This window comes from Marinibactrum halimedae (assembly GCF_021234875.1).
Classification (GTDB): domain Bacteria; phylum Pseudomonadota; class Gammaproteobacteria; order Pseudomonadales; family Cellvibrionaceae; genus Marinibactrum; species Marinibactrum halimedae.
Genome location: NZ_JAJQVM010000022.1, coordinates 18,973 through 36,688 on the forward strand (window position 1 = coordinate 18,973; position 17,716 = coordinate 36,688).

Annotated in this window: 18 protein-coding genes; 11 read left to right on the top strand and 7 right to left on the bottom strand. The window is 46.4% G+C overall.

Going from position 1 to position 17,716, the window contains the following annotated elements; genetic code table 11:
- The first annotated feature begins 164 nt into the window (after positions 1-164).
- The 7 genes from LU351_RS13225 (at position 165) to LU351_RS13255 (ending at position 7,723) form a co-directional block, all read left to right on the top strand.
- A complete protein-coding gene (locus LU351_RS13225) occupies positions 165-1,733 on the top strand; it encodes a Vps62-related protein (RefSeq protein ID WP_232594561.1) in 1,569 nt (522 codons plus the stop codon).
- A gap of 352 nt (positions 1,734-2,085) precedes the next feature.
- Positions 2,086-2,523 (top strand): excinuclease ABC subunit A, encoded by a 438-nt coding sequence (locus LU351_RS13230; protein ID WP_232594562.1) that lies wholly within the window; start codon positions 2,086-2,088, stop codon positions 2,521-2,523.
- 87 nt (positions 2,524-2,610) lie between these two features.
- Positions 2,611-2,934 carry a heavy metal-binding domain-containing protein gene (locus tag LU351_RS13235; RefSeq protein WP_232594563.1) on the top strand — a complete coding sequence of 108 codons (324 nt, stop codon included), beginning with the start codon at positions 2,611-2,613 and terminating at the stop codon, positions 2,932-2,934.
- A gap of 284 nt (positions 2,935-3,218) precedes the next feature.
- Positions 3,219-4,097 (top strand): hypothetical protein, encoded by an 879-nt coding sequence (locus LU351_RS13240; protein ID WP_232594564.1) that lies wholly within the window; start codon positions 3,219-3,221, stop codon positions 4,095-4,097.
- Positions 4,098-4,453: 356 nt separating this feature from the next.
- Entirely contained in the window at positions 4,454-5,401 is a 948-nt protein-coding gene (locus tag LU351_RS13245) for a sulfite exporter TauE/SafE family protein (protein WP_232594565.1), read from the top strand.
- Positions 5,402-5,807: 406 nt separating this feature from the next.
- On the top strand, positions 5,808-6,986 hold the full coding sequence (locus LU351_RS13250) for a Na/Pi symporter (RefSeq protein WP_232594566.1): 1,179 nt from the start codon (positions 5,808-5,810) through the stop codon (positions 6,984-6,986).
- A 554-nt stretch (positions 6,987-7,540) separates the two neighbouring features.
- Positions 7,541-7,723, top strand: a complete 183-nt coding sequence (locus tag LU351_RS13255; protein ID WP_232594567.1) for a hypothetical protein — start codon at positions 7,541-7,543, stop codon at positions 7,721-7,723.
- Positions 7,724-7,784: 61 nt separating this feature from the next.
- Here the strand turns inward: LU351_RS13255 and phoU are convergent, their stop codons facing one another.
- The 5 genes from phoU to LU351_RS13280 form a co-directional block, all read right to left on the bottom strand.
- Positions 7,785-8,504, bottom strand: coding sequence for a phosphate signaling complex protein PhoU (gene phoU, locus LU351_RS13260; RefSeq protein ID WP_232594568.1), 720 nt, complete (start codon positions 8,502-8,504; stop codon positions 7,785-7,787).
- Positions 8,505-8,636: 132 nt separating this feature from the next.
- On the bottom strand, positions 8,637-9,626 hold the full coding sequence (gene pstB / locus LU351_RS13265) for a phosphate ABC transporter ATP-binding protein PstB (RefSeq protein ID WP_332840160.1): 990 nt from the start codon (positions 9,624-9,626) through the stop codon (positions 8,637-8,639).
- Positions 9,627-9,635: 9 nt separating this feature from the next.
- On the bottom strand, positions 9,636-10,922 hold the full coding sequence (gene pstA, locus LU351_RS13270) for a phosphate ABC transporter permease PstA (protein ID WP_232594626.1): 1,287 nt from the start codon (positions 10,920-10,922) through the stop codon (positions 9,636-9,638).
- A 67-nt stretch (positions 10,923-10,989) separates the two neighbouring features.
- Positions 10,990-12,381 carry a phosphate ABC transporter permease subunit PstC gene (gene pstC, locus LU351_RS13275; protein ID WP_232594569.1) on the bottom strand — a complete coding sequence of 464 codons (1,392 nt, stop codon included), beginning with the start codon at positions 12,379-12,381 and terminating at the stop codon, positions 10,990-10,992.
- Positions 12,378-13,469 carry a PstS family phosphate ABC transporter substrate-binding protein gene (locus tag LU351_RS13280; RefSeq protein WP_269783454.1) on the bottom strand — a complete coding sequence of 364 codons (1,092 nt, stop codon included), beginning with the start codon at positions 13,467-13,469 and terminating at the stop codon, positions 12,378-12,380. Before LU351_RS13280 ends, pstC begins: the two co-directional genes overlap by 4 nt.
- A 220-nt stretch (positions 13,470-13,689) precedes the next feature.
- On the opposite strand from LU351_RS13280, the gene LU351_RS13285 reads away from it, so the two are divergent.
- From LU351_RS13285 to LU351_RS13300, 4 genes are all read left to right on the top strand, one after another.
- Entirely contained in the window at positions 13,690-14,253 is a 564-nt protein-coding gene (locus LU351_RS13285; protein WP_232594571.1) for a TRAP transporter small permease subunit, read from the top strand.
- Positions 14,254-14,353: 100 nt separating this feature from the next.
- Positions 14,354-15,730: a TRAP transporter large permease gene (locus tag LU351_RS13290; protein ID WP_232594572.1), complete on the top strand. Its 1,377-nt coding sequence runs from the start codon at positions 14,354-14,356 to the stop codon at positions 15,728-15,730.
- A gap of 186 nt (positions 15,731-15,916) precedes the next feature.
- On the top strand, positions 15,917-16,324 hold the full coding sequence (locus LU351_RS13295) for an acyl-CoA thioesterase (RefSeq protein WP_232594573.1): 408 nt from the start codon (positions 15,917-15,919) through the stop codon (positions 16,322-16,324).
- A gap of 51 nt (positions 16,325-16,375) precedes the next feature.
- Complete coding sequence (locus LU351_RS13300) at positions 16,376-16,825, top strand: DUF2721 domain-containing protein (protein WP_232594574.1); 450 nt, start codon at positions 16,376-16,378, stop codon at positions 16,823-16,825.
- 19 nt (positions 16,826-16,844) lie between these two features.
- On the opposite strand, the gene ybaK is transcribed toward LU351_RS13300, so the two are convergent.
- Positions 16,845-17,318 (bottom strand): Cys-tRNA(Pro) deacylase, encoded by a 474-nt coding sequence (ybaK, locus tag LU351_RS13305; protein ID WP_232594575.1) that lies wholly within the window; start codon positions 17,316-17,318, stop codon positions 16,845-16,847.
- 85 nt (positions 17,319-17,403) lie between these two features.
- Positions 17,404-17,712 carry an acylphosphatase gene (locus tag LU351_RS13310; protein ID WP_232594576.1) on the bottom strand — a complete coding sequence of 103 codons (309 nt, stop codon included), beginning with the start codon at positions 17,710-17,712 and terminating at the stop codon, positions 17,404-17,406.
- Between the last annotated feature and the right edge of the window lie 4 nt (positions 17,713-17,716).

Sequence of the window (17,716 nt, forward strand, 5' to 3'; positions counted from 1 at the left end):
TTTATCATATAAAAATTTCATTTAAGCGTCACAAAAAATACCCCAAAACGTCTAAATTGCCTCTTAGGCTTTCTGCCCCTCATCTTAGCGTTCATTATCGCGCCAAGATGAGGTCATTGATTTTTACATCGCACCCACTTAAAAAATCAAAAAATGAGGCTCCTATGACGTTTCAGCAACGCATCAGTTCTTTGCTAACTAAAACTTTCACTCTTTCGTTAGTATCGTTTTCCACTTTTTCTCTACACAGCGTTGCGGCTACGCTCATCAGTGATGAAACCGTAAAAAAATATGCGCCTTTAATAAAACTGCATCGCAACGATTCAAGTATGCCCACCAGTGTTGAAAAAACATTGGCAAATGCCACCATTAAAGATGAAGGTGGAAATATTATTTTCTCTCAATTAGACAATATTACGGCCCATGACCTTCAACCCGGCGATTATATCGACATCAATGATGACTTTCGTAACGGTAACCCAGTGATTAACGGCGTTGTTAAGGCACCTGTGTATGTACGCTTAATGGAAGATGAAGGCAAACCCTACACCGACATTCAATATATGTTGTTTTACCCTTACAACGGCTGTGCTTATTTGCGTGTTAATTATTACGTTTATGCGCGCGTGTCTACTCACACTCGCAATGTGCCTGTGTGTAATTTTGGCCGGCACGAAGGCGATTGGGAACACGTTACCGTACGTGTCGATAATCAAACACAAAACGCAATGGGTGTATTTTTATCAGGCCACGGAAAAGGCAATTGGTACAGTTACGACAACGACCCCCATTTAATCAAATCGGATACTCACCCGGTGGTGTATTCTGCCTTAAACAGCCACGCGAATTACGCCTATGAAGGGACCTTTACCCAAGCAGACTTGGGCAGTGCAGCAACGGCAGCCGGCATTGCACTCGGCAGTTTAACCGGCAACCCGATTACTTGGGTAAAGCAGGTAGACACCACCGCCAACAGCGGCACACTGACGTTTGAGAATGATCCACAGCGCGACACTCAACCTCTCTGGGAAACCTGGAATCAGCTTGAGCCTATCACCGGTGAAGAACCATGGACACAACTGGACTTACGCTGGGGTGAGCAAATGGACAACAGTGGTAACGTTCGTGTACCCAATATGGAAGAAGCCGCAGAAAGCTCACTTCGAACACTGGCCAATGCCGCCATTCGCATCGGCTTGGTGGAGGATTACATTAACGGAATCGCGCCAAAAACCCCGACCTTTCAACCGTCATTTAATGACGACTTTGGCAACTTGTACTTAACCAGCCAACACTGGGGAAACAAAGAGGGAGGGTCAGAATTTGATGACCGAAACGAGCTGTGGAAAACCGGCACCGTAAAAGTCGAACAACTGGTTTTACGCGCCGGTAGACGTATTGATCAGATCGGCTTTGTCACACGCTCCAGTACAGACAACACCACAAAAACACTAGAGCACGGCGGCAATGGGGGTCGAGAAACAATCCTTACGCTAAGCGACAATGAATACATTACCTCCGCTGAAATTCACATAGGTAAAAAAGACGGTAAATTAAGGGTGTTTTACGCCCACTTCACTACCAGCAAAAACAATACGCTGTCTGGTGGCCGAACCACCGATCAACGCTATACCACAAACGCCCCAGCCGGCTACCAAATCGTAGGCACCTATGGGCGCGCAGGAGACGAACTGGACCAATTGGGCTTTGTGTTTGCTCCCATCGCTCAGTAGTCAATAATGTAATTGCTCAATCAATTAACGAACTCGGATAAACCTTAGCTACAATCTCAGCCACAACCTCAGCGACAACACTCTCGGTGCGCAATGCGCACCGTGTATTTATTGAACTACTTTACCACTATTTTTACCATCACTTTTATTACCACCACCGCCAATGTCGTTAAAATTAATTTTAATTAACAATTTGGCTATCTTGCACGACAGTTTTTCTCTGATTCGATAATATAAAGAAACTCGCCACCCCCATGCCGTGTTAGTATCAAATTAACAAATACCTGTTACAGCAAAGGTTTTTGTGACAGGACTCTTAAGTTGTACATTATTTTGGAATAGGAGTTAAATTGTGAGAGTAACACTCAGCATTATTTTTTGTGCCTTTTTTATTTCCAATCACGCCCTAGCACGGGACACCATTGGTAATTACTCTGTAGAAGAGGCCCTGTCGGTAGAAAAAATCAAAAATAAATTAGGGAACAACATTCAATTTTACTTCGGCTCAGAACCCCATGGAAAGGTTGTTAAAAACTTCGGTGAATACAGATCAAGAAAAAAAACCAACGCGTTTGGTAAAACCGATAAATCTGCTTGCCAATGGGTTTTCTTATCTACCCTACTTTCTCTAAAAAATAGAGCAATTCAAGAAGGCGGCAATGCTGTAATCAATATTAAATCCATCTACCGTGGTAATTTGGTGTCTAGCAATGAACACTTCCAATGTGGTGCTGGAGCAGTTATGGCAGGCGTTTCATTAATTGGTGATGTGGTTAAAATTGAAGATTGACAAATAAAATATAAAAACAATTTTCGAGTCATGCATTTCTTGATGACACCCTCATTACTCGTTAATTAATTAGAAAAGGAAGCAGTCATGCTAAAAACAACTACCTCTACCGTCGATGGAAAAGAAATACAAGATTACCTCGACGTTGTTGTTGGTGAAGCCATTTTAGGTGCCAACATTTTTAAAGATATCTTTGGTGCGGTTCGCGATATCGTCGGTGGCAGGGCAGGAGCGTATGAGAAAGAGATGGGCAAAGCTCGAAAAATCGCTTTTGAAGAAATGGAAAATCAAGCAAGAGATCTTGGCGCTGATGGTATTGTTGGTATTGATATTGACTATGAAGTCGTTGGCCAGCAAGGCGGAATGATGATGGTGAGCGTAAGTGGAACGGCGGTTAAGTTTAAAAAATAGTGAGAGCAAACTCGATGACAGGAAATTTGCTCACTGATGAAGCCAAATACCAAAAGAGCGGCGTTATTTGGAACGGCATTGCGACTGAAATTAAGACTAACTAGAAAAACCTCTCCATACAAACAAAAACAGTTCACACAAAAACCGTAAAAAAGTCTCATTATTTTTTAAATTTTTGTAAATTTTGAGAATGCAATTCACGCCATGATACTGATGAATTGTTACCCTCTCCTTTTTATTTTATCACCCATCTCGGCCAACCGCTCACAATGAGGCACACACTCATGGATAAGTCACTCGTTACTGTTATCGCTCTTTCGACTATTTTAGTGGGCTGTGGCGGGGATGATGACGATCACTCTTCTGACAATACCGACACTAACGCTATCCCTGCTAATGTTGTCTCCATTGCCAAAAGCGCTGTTGAAACCGTACGTATGGCCAGCGCCTTTCCGGCAACATCTGAGTTTTTTGTCCAACCGGAAACTCAATCTGCCAGTATGAACACGGTCAATAGCGCGATGTTTGGCGATACAAGCGAAGAAACTGCCACTCCCGACTCTGCCGCCAGTATTTCTGGTGAGTGTGGCGGCAACGCCGAAACAATGATGCACACCACAACAGGAGAAGAGGGGCCTTACCCCATTAATGTGGAGTGGTCGTTACAGCACAATAACTTCTGCCAATACAACCGTGAGGGTGCTCAATTTACAATTGAGGGCAATGTGAATGTTTTGGTGGATGTTATCAGCGAAACCCAAAACTCTGTTGAAGAGCGTTACCAATTCTCATTTACCCATAGCCGAATAGGTGCACCAGGACAAGGATCGCTTGATATGAAATCGTCTTGTGAATCCAGTATGAGTGATACTGAACAACTCGCTTGTGAATATTCCTTTTATGGCCAAAACCATACGGCTCATTTCAACCTATCGAAAGACGACTCCTTCTCCGAAACCCATTCGAAGGGTAACCTGCTATTAGACAATAACCAACTTGCCGGCTTAGATTTTGCTGAGCTAGCCCACTGCGAGAACGGTAACATCGCCAACGGAAGCGGCGTTATCACTTTGCCCGAGGGCGATACTATGGCCATTGATTTTGATGATTGTATGAGCTTCACTCTTAACTACAAAGGGAGTTCAGAGACACTCTTATTTTAGATTATTGCTCTCACGGGCTAACTTCTACATGCTCTGACAATTTGTTTCGATTTGGCTGACGGCGGTGCTTTCTGAAATGACGCACCACTTCAAACCTTTATTCGTAGAGATTTCATCATATAAACACGCCACTACATGCCTTTCCATCATCTGAATATTAAAAACTTCAATATTCATGGACTCATAATACTCTCCGAAGAAAAAGCAATTAATAAGAGATAGCTATTTGTTCAAACAGTTCTCTCAGCTTATGATTAAACTTGATTACTGCGACATATCGTATTGATAATGAGGCCATTTGGTGTCAATGAAACGTCGTTTTAATAAATCCGCCTCTTATGGAAAGTCTATATAAAATGGATGTAAAGAATTTACCTTCCCCTTCAAATGAGCCCGACGCGTTCGCGATATCGGCAACCCCTCTGTCCCAACGAATCAGCCTTCCTCTTATTGTGGTGTATGTTTTGGGGTTTTGTGCCTTTTATTCAGCCATTTTGACGTGGAACGATGGCACCGCACATTTGATACAAGAATATTGGTATTTCTTCTTTTTAGGTTTATGTGGCGCACTGGTGGCGAATTCCACCGGTGCCGGTGGTGGAATTATCTTTATTCCTTTTTTCGCTACGCATGGCTTTACCCCGTTGCAAGCTGTGGCGACCAGCATGGCGATTCAATGCTGCGGTATGACAGCAGGCTCGGTATCATGGCTGAACAAGCTTCAAAAAATGCATCATGACCATCCCGCATTTTTATCCACACTGAAAATGCTGTGCTGGTGGAGTGGCATTTCTACTATTGCAGGGGTATTGGTAGGCCAATATGCCTTTCAACTGCCTCCCTCTGATGTCTCTGGATTCTTCCGCTGGTTTTCAATCGTTTTCGGTATTGCCTTGTTTGCCTATACCTTAATCAATCGCACCCGCGAGTTACTGGAACACCCTCCATTGGAATGGTCTGGCACACTGTTGCTGATTGTTGCAGGTTTTTTCGGGGGGATGGTCACGGCATGGATATCCGTTGGTGTTGGGGAATGCATTGCGCTTCTTATGTTCTTTTTACGCTTTCATCCCTCTGTAGCGGTCGCCATGGGGGTTTTCACCTCCGCTATTGCCGTGCTCACCGGCATTATTCAACACACTTGGGTAGTACCATCGGTTTCCATTGAAGTGTTTTTGTTTGCTGGCCAAGCCGCTTTTGTGGGCGGTTATGTGGCACGACTGATTACACAGAAGCTCGGTGGGTTCAATTTGAAGTTGTTCTTTGCGTTGTGGATCTTGGTAACGGGCTTGTTTATGGAGTAAGCCGAAAGATTCAATGTATAAAAAATGTATATTCAATGTATAAAAAATGTATATTCAATGTATTGACATTTTCTCACCCCAATAATCAAGGGCTTTCATGTGAGGTAAAGGGCTGATTTTAGGCTCTTAAAAACCCCTTAATGTCAACGGTGACGTTTTGATTCACGCAATGATACTATGCCGCCGTTTTTAGAAAAGTAGACGACATTTTGGCTCTGTTTTTTGTCGCATAAACTCAGGGCTGTGCAATAATTTTGTAACAAATACGTCATATCCAAGCTTGATAATTACGTACTCGTCGACTACGCGAACCCTGACAGATCGGCCATAATTACGACAAGATAAAGGCAGATAAGCCAGGAATCTATCTCTACTTAGGTTGTAAAAAATTAGGTTGTAAAAATTTATGCCTTTTTCTCCAGCTCAGCAAACCAGCGCGGAAAAAGCCGCAGAGCAAACCACGCAACAGAACTGGCAAAATTGGGTGTTTGTGGCTCTGATGGTGTATTTACTGCTAGTCGCGGTTTCGCTGATTGGCAGTGGCTTCAAAATGTCAGCGGGGGATCAGGCCAAAGAGCTGTTTTCTTTCGCGAGCAACCCTATAACGGGTTTAGTCATCGGCACCGTTGCTACAGCACTGATCCAATCATCCAGTACCGTAACCTCCATTATTGTCGGGCTTGTCGCTGGTGGCTTACCAGTGGGCATTGCCATTCCAATGGTGATGGGAGCCAATATTGGTACTACCGTGACCAATACCATCGTGAGCTTAGGGCATATTAAAGATGGCGATGAGTTTAAACGGGCCTTCTCTGCAGCCACCATTCATGATTTTTTCAATTTGATCAGCGTCGTCATTTTCCTACCGCTGGAAATTATGTTCGGCCTGTTGGAAAAGCTAGGAGCCTTCTTTGCCACCTCATTGGTGGGGGCAGACTCCATGTCTATGAAGGGGTTGAATTTTATCAAGCCGTTGGTCAGCCCACCGGTCAAGCTGATTCAAGACACCGTACTAGCGCCGTTGCCTGATGTGGCCTCTGGGATGATCATGATCGGTTTAGGTGTGGTGCTTATTTTTACTGCCATCACCATTATTGGTCGTTTGTTGAAAGTATTGATGGTCGGTAAAGCCAAGCAAGTTCTGCACTCTGCGGTGGGTCGTGGGCCCATTTCCGGCATTTTTTCAGGTACGGTGATGACCGTTTTCGTTCAGTCATCGTCTACCACAACTAGCCTGGTAGTCCCTTTAGCCGGCTCTGGCGTGTTCACTTTAAGACAAGTTTACCCATTCACCTTGGGGGCTAATATCGGCACCTGCATTACCGGGCTACTGGCGGCAACCGCCATTACCGGGGCCAATGCGGTATTTGCGCTGGAGATCGCCTTGATTCACCTACTGTATAACTTCATCGCAGTAGTACTGATTTACAGCTTACCCTTTTTGAGAGATTTACCGATTAAGGCCGCCGAAGGTTTAGCCGCTGCCGCTGTCAAAAATAAGTTTTATGTACTGGCCTACATTGTCACGGTCTTTTTTGCCGTACCTGCCATCTTAATTATTGGCAGTCAGCTTCTCGGGCTGTAATACCGAGACTCTCAACAGCCATAAGACACCAACTTCGTGCTTTCCTAGTTCAACTTTATTGAGCTAGGAAATCCTGCCAAAACCTCTTTCCTTTTGTTTACCAATTTGCTCTTGTTAGCCACTCACATCACATCGAATACTGCGTTTCATCACTAAAAATCGTCTTTTTCATTCATTTTCACTTCAGATAACGCCATTCACTCTAAAAAATCTGCCAAATACCACTCATTTTTTCCGTTTAACATGGCAAAAAGAAGAAGTAAATGATACTTTATGTATATACAAAGTATTGACAATCGATATCTATCATTTACCTATGCTCTCATAGCGCGATTGATATCCCAACCTTTGGTTCACATTGAACGTTTTTTCGTTCGCACTGAAGGGTCTACTTGTATTTAAAGAAGGTCTAAATGGGGGGAAAACCCATCGCTGGTGACCATCTCCTAGGTCATATGATCACAGGAATAAAAGAGCGTGAGATAACAAGAGCATCTCTAAAAACGCCAAACAACGATGGAAAACAGCATTAGAAAAAACTGGAGGAACATCTGATGGAGATGAAAAAAACCTTAACGACGCGGAACGAAACACGGCAACACGATGCCATTGATCACCTTGAGGAATACATTGAGCAAGTGGATCACCGCTACCAAAACCTGCGAATGTTGTGGGATCTCACCGCCACAGAGCTACGCAAACTGTTTCACCCTGAGAACGAGTCCACCAAGCACTGAAAGTATTAAATACTTCAATGACGGTGGGGCCTCGCCCCTCATGGGGTGAAGTACACCCTTTTTAAGGCCGCTCACGCAACTGCTTTTCAATCTCTTTCATCGACGTGTGTCGAACATCCAATCCTTTCACCAGATAGATAATATGCTCAGCAATATTGCGAGCATGATCACCAATGCGTTCTAAAGAGCGTAATGCCCACATGACATTCATCACTCGGCTAATTGAGCGTGGGTCTTCCATCATGTACGTCATCAGTTCACGGGTGGCAGAGCGATATTCTCTATCGACTTGTTTATCTTCTTTGGCCACATTCATCGCCGTTTCCACATCGAAACGGGCGAAGGCATCCAACATTTGGTGCACCATGGTCTGGACGCTGTTGCCCAAATGGCGAAGCTCCACATACCCCTGAGAGCCCGAGCCATCTTCCACCAACGCGATGGCCATACGCGCTACTTTCTGAGCCTCATCTCCCATGCGCTCTAAGTCACGGGTAATTTTGGACACTGCCATGACCATGCGTAAATCGGATGCCGCAGGCTGACGACGAGCGAGAATTAATGTGCAATGTTCATCCAGGGCAATTTCTCGTTGATCTACTTCGTCTTCTACCACCAAAACGCGCTCAGCCAACTCACCGTCGGCATTACTAATGGCAGTGATGGCATCACGAACCTGTTCTTCCACCATGCCACCCATTTCCAACAACTCTGTTCGCAGATCTTCAAGATCAGCGTTGTATTGTTGCGAGATGTGTTGATCAAGATGCAGTTTGTCCATTATGTCCTCAAATAAACGTTAGACGAAAGTGGCCCTTCTACTTACCAATCAATAATGACCCATCAAAAATGACCAAGGAATAATGGCCGAAAAACCGCTCAGTGATTGGTAGGTAACAAAGCGCCGGGCATGTTATCCAATGCGACCCGTAATGTAAGCTTCTGTTAACTGATGATCGGGATTGGTAAACACTTTTTCAGTATCGTTGACTTCGATTAATTTACCCAAATGAAAATAAGCGGTTCTGTGCGACACTCGCGCCGCCTGTTGCATAGAGTGGGTAACGATGGCAATCGTAAAGTTCTGTGACAACTCCGCAATTAACTCTTCAATTCTCGCTGTCGCGATCGGGTCTAGGGCCGAACAGGGTTCGTCCATTAAAATCACTTCCGGGCTCACCGCAATGGTGCGAGCAATACACAACCTCTGTTGCTGTCCGCCCGATAAGCCAGTACCAGGGCCATCTAGCCGGTCTTTCACTTCATCCCACAGACCCGCTTTACGCAGGCTTAGTTCCACAATTTCATCCAGCTCGATGCGACGAGAAACCAAACCGTGAATACGTGGGCCATAGGCGACATTGTCGTAAATGGATTTCGGAAAAGGATTGGGTTTTTGAAATACCATGCCCACTCGGGCTCGCAACGGCACCACATCCATTTTGGGGTCATAAATGTCTTGTCCTTCCAGAAATAAGCCCCCTTCCACACGGCAGTGATCGATGGTGTCATTCATCCGGTTCAAACATCGAAGAATAGTGGATTTGCCGCAGCCGGATGGGCCAATCATGGCGATCACTTCATTTTTGCCGATATCCATGGTCACATCGACGATGGCTTGTTTTTCCCCATAAAACACGTCCACACCACGCATGGACATCTTTGCGGTATCCAACAAAGGCACACCAACCGTATCAATTTCACGAATGACTTCGGTTTCGCTGCGTTGATCACGCCCATAGTCGTTGATGCCCCCTTGTAATGCTTGAGATAAAACGTTTTTGTTCCGTAAGCCGTTATTACCGCGCGTGTTATTGCTGCGTAAGCTACTATCACGAGCATTATTACCACGTACATTGTTACCACGTACATTGTTACCACGCACATTGCTACTAAAGGCCATAGTGTCTCCTTACCAACGACGTTCCAGGCGCTTACGCAGCCATACCGCCAGGGTATTCATGATGATCAAAAACGCCAACAACACCATGATGGCGGCGGAGGTTCGCTCCGTGAAGGCGCGCTCAGGGCTGTCTGCCCATAAGAAAATTTGTACCGGCAAGACAGTAGCCGGGTCAGTGATGCCTGTGGGAATGTCCACAACAAACGCTACCATACCGATCATTAATAACGGTGCGGTTTCACCTAAGGCTTGAGCCATGCCAATAATGGCGCCGGTGAGCATTCCAGGCATGGCCAAAGGCAAGACGTGATGCAAAATCATCTGCATTTTGGAAGCCCCGATACCCAATGCCGCTTCACGAATGGAAGGAGGTACCGCTTTAATGGCTGCACGACTGGAAATAATAATCGTGGGTAAGGTCATCAGTGTGAGCACCAACCCTCCTACTAGAGGCAAAGAACGAGGCATAGAGAAAAAGTTGATAAAAATCGCCACCCCCAACAAACCAAAAATGATGGAAGGGACGGCCGCGAGATTATTGATATTCACTTCTATTAAATCCGTCCAACGATTTCTCGGCGCATACTCTTCAAGATACACCGCTGCGGCCACCCCCACCGGGAACGACAACGCCAAAGTCACCAGTAATGTCAGCAATGACCCGATAAATGCCCCTCGAATACCCGCCATTTCCGGCTCTCGTGAATCTCCTGAGGTAAAAAACCATCGATTAAACCTAGATTCAATCTCACCTTCCTTATACAGCGATTCTATCCATTCAATTTGTTCCGATTTAAGACGCCCAATGAAGGGGCCACTGCGATCCTCTCTGCTTTTTAAGTAGGTATCCACATCGTCGTCTAACAACACCCACAATGTGCGCGTTTGTCCGAGCAAACTCAGATCTTCTTGCACTAAATCTTGTAAATGGTAGGTAGCACCGTTACTGACCAAGCTGTACAGCCGTCGACGCTCGGGTCGGTGCGTAACAGTGGGAAATCGCTTTTTCAGTGCCTCACGCACAACACCCTGATAATCAGCCAATGCTAACTGCATGGCATCCGACGAATCGTTAATATCCAATACCGACTCATCAAAGGTCACTTCTAATTGTACGTAATGGATGGTAAAGGCGCCGATGCCCTTGCTGATGATGTCGGTAAACAACAGCAATAAGCAAAACAAACCAAAGGCGATGGATAAGATGCCATACACCTGAAAACGTTTTTCCGCCGCGTAACGTTTCGCTAAGTTCTTATTCACCAACTCGATAGTGCTATTGATAGTGCTATTAATGGAACTCGGCGAAGAAGGGGGCATCGACAAGTCGTCATCATAATGGTCATCGGTACGGTATTTAGGATCAATCATATTGCTCTCGATACTTCCGTACGATGGCCAATGCAATGAAATTTAACGTGAGAGTGACAATGAACAACATTAAGCCCAACGCAAACGCCGCTAAGGTTTTCGGGCTATCGAATTCTTGATCACCGACTAACAAAGTGACGATTTGCACCGTAACAGTGGTAACCGACTCCAGTGGATTAGCAGTTAAGTTCGCCGCAAGTCCGGCGGCCATTACCACAATCATGGTCTCCCCAATAGCACGGGAAACCGCCAACAATACACCGCCCACAATCCCAGGCAACGCTGCAGGAATCACCACTCGTTTGATGGTTTCTGATTGAGTGGCCCCCAAGCCCAACGAGCCATCTCGCAACGATTGCGGCACCGCATTAATGACATCGTCGGACAACGAAGACACAAACGGAATGATCATAATGCCCATGACGGCACCAGCGGCCAATGCACTCTCAGCAGAGACATCCACCCCGATTACACCAAACCCACTCCTTATGGCGGGCGCAACCGTGAGTGCTGCGAAAAAGCCATAAACAACGGTGGGGATGCCCGCAAGGACTTCCAACATAGGTTTAACCACATTACGCACGCCCTTTGTGGCGTATTCCGACAAATAAATGGCCGCCATTAAGCCTGTGGGCACCGCTACTACCATCGCTATAGCAGAAACCAACAGCGTACCGGCAAATAAGGGTAGGGAGCCAAATGCACCAGACGCCCCCACTTGCCCCTCACGTAACGCAATCTGAGGGCTCCAATGGGTGCCGAAGATAAATTCGGTCAGGGGTACAGATTGAAAAAATCGAATACTTTCAAAAACAACCGATAAGATGATGCCAATGGTGGTGACCACCGCGAACGTAGAGGCCAATAACAGTGCCACACGGAAAACCCGCTCCACATGGTTGCGCGCCCGTACCTCTGGTGAGATACGCCACCAAATGATAACCGCAACCACCACCGCCATTGCCACCGCAACCACCGTTAACGCCTTGCGGCTTAACCCTCGCAATTCATTAAGTCGCTCCGCCGCCGCCGCAATCACAGAGGCACGTTCACCACTGAGGTTGGTCACGCCTTCTGCGTAATTCTCAACCGAATTCACGAGCAACCCTAACTCAGCTTCGGGCAAGTTTTGATCTGCCAGAGGTAAGGATTGCACCACCAAGTGTTGTATGACCATATCGTCCATTGCCAACCACAAGCCGATAAGCAACACACTGGGTATCGCGCACCACAAAGACGTCAACAATCCATAATAAAGGGGTAAGGAATGTAAGTGCCTTTGCCCTCCCACCAAGGTGGCACGAGAAATAGAGCGCTGATACCCGCAGGCGTAGGCAGCAAACATCAATACAGCAATGACCGCAAACAAAGAAGAAATCGTCATAGGGCCATTGGCTCCAGACTTCTCACGGACGTCCCAACCCAGGTTCGTCGTTGGGGTGGCAATGGAATCATGCCTTTGTCTGTAAGATAACCTTCATCACCCCAGGCTTTATTACTGGTGAACTCCATTAAATACTCTTTAATACCGGGTATAACACCCACATGGGCTTTTTTGACGTAAAAATACAAGGGTCGAGAAATGGGATAGTCGCCATTGGCAATAGTGTCAAAACTGGGGATATGACCTTCTACCATCGCCCCTTTAATCAAATCACTGTTTTGATCCAGAAAACTGAACCCGAAAATGCCCAATGCCTTCGGATTCGCATTCAGTTTTTGCACGATTAAATTGTCGTTTTCACCGGCTTCCACAAAATGACCATCTTCACGTACCGCATGGCACAGGGCTTTGTGCTGGTCTTCATCCACTGATTTCATCGCCGCAATCCAAGGTACTTGGTCACATCCCGCTTCGAGCACCAATTCCACAAACGCATCTCGCGTACCCGAGGTGGGCGGGGGCCCCAACACTTCGATAGGTTGATCAGGAAGAGCAGGGTTGACCTCCGCCCAGGTGCGATAGGGGTTATCCACAAAACTGTGATTCCCATTGGGGTTGGGCACTCGCTTGGCTAATGCTCGATACACATCCAACTGAGTGAGAGAAATGGGATCAGCGTCCACCGCTTGGCCGATAATAATACCATCGTATCCAATTAAGACTTCAACGATGTCACTCACTCCATTTCGGCGGCAATCTTCCCACTCTCGCGCTTTGATTCGCCGCGAAGAATTGGCAATATCAGGGTGGCCAACCCCCACACCTTGGCAAAACAGCTTAATGCCGCCGCCAGAACCGGTGGCTTCCACTTTGGGGGTTTTAAACGGTGTCGCTCGTCCAAATCGCTCCGCCACAACCGTCGCAAAAGGATACACTGTGGAAGACCCTACAATTTCAATGTAATCACGGGCAGCCCAGACACTGACAGAGGTAGACGTACCAACGAACAATACGACGGCGATACACAACGCTTTGAGCACGTTTCCTCCTAAGTATTGATGTGTAATAGTGTTGATGTGCAATGGCATGATTACTGGGTTAAACCAAACGAGTGAAAGATTCACTCTCGATACTCAATGTTGTGAGTAATGAGAACCATCGTGAGGTAGGTATAGAGTGCAGGGTAATTAACCAATATTGTATTTTATGACGAAAATATGACATAAAAATGACAGCGCCCTGTACGTTCGCCAAAGGCTTTTACGATATACTCAACCAATAATAACGATCCTAATACTGGGAAATGACATGCAGGTTTCATCCGCAAAATGTCGGTTTTTGGTGACAACATGTGTAAACACGCTCGATGCCTTTGCTGATGCATCTGGCCGGTTTTTAGCGTGGTGTATCCCTCTGATGATGCTTATCACCGCCATCGTCGTTGTGCTTCGATATGGCTTTGATTTGGGTTCCATTGCGCTGCAAGAATCCGTTACCTACCTACACGCCAGTGTCTTTTTATTGGGTATGGCCTATACCCTGAAACACAACGAACACGTTCGTGTGGATATTTTTTACCAACACTTTTCACAACAGCAACGCGCTTGGATAGATGCAACCGGCACATTGGTCTTGTTGCTGCCATTATGTGCGTTAATTTTCTTCTTGAGCTTTCCTTTTGCAGCCCGCAGTTGGGCTATTGGTGAAATCTCTTCAGAACCTGGCGGTATTCCAGCTATTTTTCTACTAAAAAGCCTATTGCCTGTCAGTGCAGCACTCTTGGCATTACAAGCCATAAGTGAAACGTTGCGTCAGGCACTTACACTGACGCTGCCTAGTGATTCATCACTGTCTGGCAAGTCGTCTCACTGATACCGGCCCAAACGTTTATACCGGGCCCCTGTTATAACGTTCACCTTTTTATCACCCTATTCAATCACCCTTTACGGTATCAATAATAAAAGGACCTAACGTGTTCGTTGAGCTCATTCCTATTTTGCTGTTTGTCTGCGCTTGCGGTGTGCTTCTATTGGGATACCCAGTGGCATTCAGCCTTGCTGGCACAGCACTTATCTTCGCTTGCTTTGGGATTATCACTGGCGTATTTGATCCCAATTTGCTGAAAGCGTTGCCTGATCGGCTCTATGGCACCATGACCAACGGCACCATGATTGCCGTTCCGCTCTTTATTTTTATGGGCGTGGTATTGGAGAAATCACGCATTGCAGAAGATCTTCTGCAAAACATGGCCAGACTCTGCGGACCATTGCCAGGTGGGCTCGGGGTGTCAGTAATTTTAGTGGGCATGTTACTGGCCGCCAGCACCGGCATCGTGGGCGCAACCGTCGTCACCATGGGGCTAATGTCTCTGCCCACCATGCTCAAACAAGGCTATCACCCCTCTATTGCCACCGGCACCATCTGTGCCACAGGCACGTTAGGGCAAATTATTCCTCCGTCCATAGCGCTGGTGTTATTGGGGGATATTTTGTCTTCGGCTAACCAACAAGCGCAAATAAGCCTCGGGATTTTTAATCCAACCCCAGTCTCTGTAGGGGATATGTTTATCGGCGCCATTGTACCTGGCTTGTTATTAGTGGCGATGTACTTGGTCTACATGATGGGCATTGCGATCATCCGCCCCAAATGGGTTCCACCGGCCAATAATCTGGCCCCCATCGATTGGCCCACACTCGTTAAAAGTCTGGTGCCACCAGTATTATTGATTGCATTGGTATTAGGCTCGATCATTCGAGGGGCCGCCACACCCACCGAAGCTGCCGGTGTTGGTGCTCTAGGAGCGTGTTTGCTGGCCCTCAGCCGAGGCCAATTAAACCTAAAGCGCTTAAGCGAGATTTCACAATCCAGTATGAAAATCACCGTTATGGTGTTCACCATTTTAGTGGGAGCATCTCTTTTTTCATTGGTCTTTCGAGGTTTCGGCGGGGAAGAACTGATTCATCATTTCTTTGATCAGCTGCCAGGCGGTGTGTTGATGGCAACACTGCTGGTCATGGTCGTTATTTTTCTGCTGGGATTTATATTGGACTTTATCGAAATCACCTTTGTGGTAGTACCACTGGTGGCGCCGGTTCTGTTAATGATGGGGGTCGACCCCATTTGGCTTGGCATAATGATCGCCTTAAATTTACAAACCTCATTTTTAACGCCACCCTTTGGCTTTGCTCTTTTTTATTTGAGAGGTGTCGCGCCAAATGAGATCAAAACCCAAGAGATTTATCGTGGCGTTGCCCCTTTTATTGTGCTCCAATTGCTGCTTATTGGAGCTTTGGCACTCTGGCCTTCTCTGGCGACATGGTTGCCAAGCCAACTGAATCCTGTGCCCTGAACGTCACAATCACAGACTAGGATAATAACGACATATAGATAACAATCTATGCCATCGTTTATCCAACAACATAGCAACTAGATAACAACAACTACGTAACAAACACTACGTAACAAAAACTGTATAACAACAAATGTCGCTACACCGTTGACGACAACGTCGTAAGACAAACAACTTAGGAAGACTATGAGCCCCTCTTATAATGATATGGACGATGATCCTCAGCCAACCGGAACCTTGGCTCTGCAAACCCTTTCCATGCCGGTTGACACCAACCCCAATGGGGATATTTTTGCCGGTTGGTTACTTTCCCAGATGGACATTGCTGGCGCCATCATCGCTCAAGAAGTGGCCAAGGGCCGTGTCACCACAGTGGCCGTTGGCAGCATGGCATTTCTAAGACCTGTGCCTGTTGGAGCGCAGGTAAGCTGTTACGTGGAAACCTTGGAAACCGGGCGTTCATCCATCACCACCCTTGTGGAAGTATGGCAAAAAGAGATTGCCACTGGTGCCATGGCAAAAATAACCGAAGGTGAATTTGTTTACGTTGCTATCGACAGTAATGGACGTACCCGCCCAATCAACTGTGGATAACGTAGTTTGTCGTTAAATTTATCGCTTATTTTGTTGTTACTGCTTTGAATTATGGAGTTAACGCTAACCACACCCGCAATGTTGTTCCCAGCGGTCTCTTTATTACTGCTGGCTTACACGAATCGTTTTTTGGCACTCTCTAGTGTCATCCGCAATCTCGACCCCAGTAAAAAAGAAGACGGTGTACTCAAACAAATCGACAACCTTCAACACCGAGTAAGGCTGATCCGTTACATGCAAGAAGCGGGTGGGGCAAGCTTTCTCTTTTGCGTGCTGTCGATGATTGCCCTGTACCAAGACTCTTTGCAATTGGGCAGCGGGCTCTTCTTTGTCAGCCTGCTTCTACTGTGCTTATCTCTTTGGCTATCCATTCGGGAAGTTCATATCTCTCTGCAAGCGTTAAATGTGCATTTAGAACAATTCGGCATTAAGCATCATAAACGCGGGAAAAAACGGCAAAAAATCAAACCTTCTGACTCAGACAATTCCACTTCAGATTAACCATCACTTTAATCGCAAACTAATCGACAATTGGCGCGAAAATCCCCTGTGTTATTTGCTGCAAGTCACTTGGGGATAACTCTATCTCTAGACCTCGCCGCCCCGCACTCACGTACATCGTTGTGTACTGTTGGGCTGACTTATCCACCACCGTCGGTAATCGCTTTTTCTGCCCTAAAGGGCTGACACCTCCGAGAACATACCCAGTAGCACGCTCAACCTCCCTAGGGTCTGCCATGGTGGTTTTTTTCGCCCCACAAGCTTTGGCCATAAGCTTTAAATTTAAGTGAGCACTCACAGGCACAACAGCCACCGCTAATTTTGATGACGCTCCAGACAACGAAACCACCAATGTTTTAAACACCTGATCAGAGGAAACTCCCAATTTTTCCACAGCTTCCTCGCCATAGGATTGCGCGTTGGTATCATGTTCGTAGTCGTGTATAACATGGTGAATCTTTTTCCGCTTTGCCTCATTAATGGCAGGTGTCATCACATTTTCCTAACAGGTTGTCATGAGTTTGTAAGCACTTGATAAAAACGGGAATAGCTCGGGGATAAGGTCTGGATAGACGGCGCTAGCCCTTGGTAAATCCATCGTAAGATTTAAACGGCAAAAGGGTTTGAGCCAGAGAATCCACAGAGGCAAGCGGCGGCCCAACACGAAGTTTTTCCACCACTTGTTCAATCGCAATCAGTTCTCCACACAAGACGATATCCACCCGCCCATCCGGCAAATTATGTGCATAACCTGTCAGCCCGGCATGATGTGCACATTCCTGTGTAAAAGCCCGAAACCACACCCCTTGCACACGTCCACTGACCACGACATTCACACAACATAACTCACCTGTTGGGTTTATTGATGACGCCGATTTATTATCCATAGCA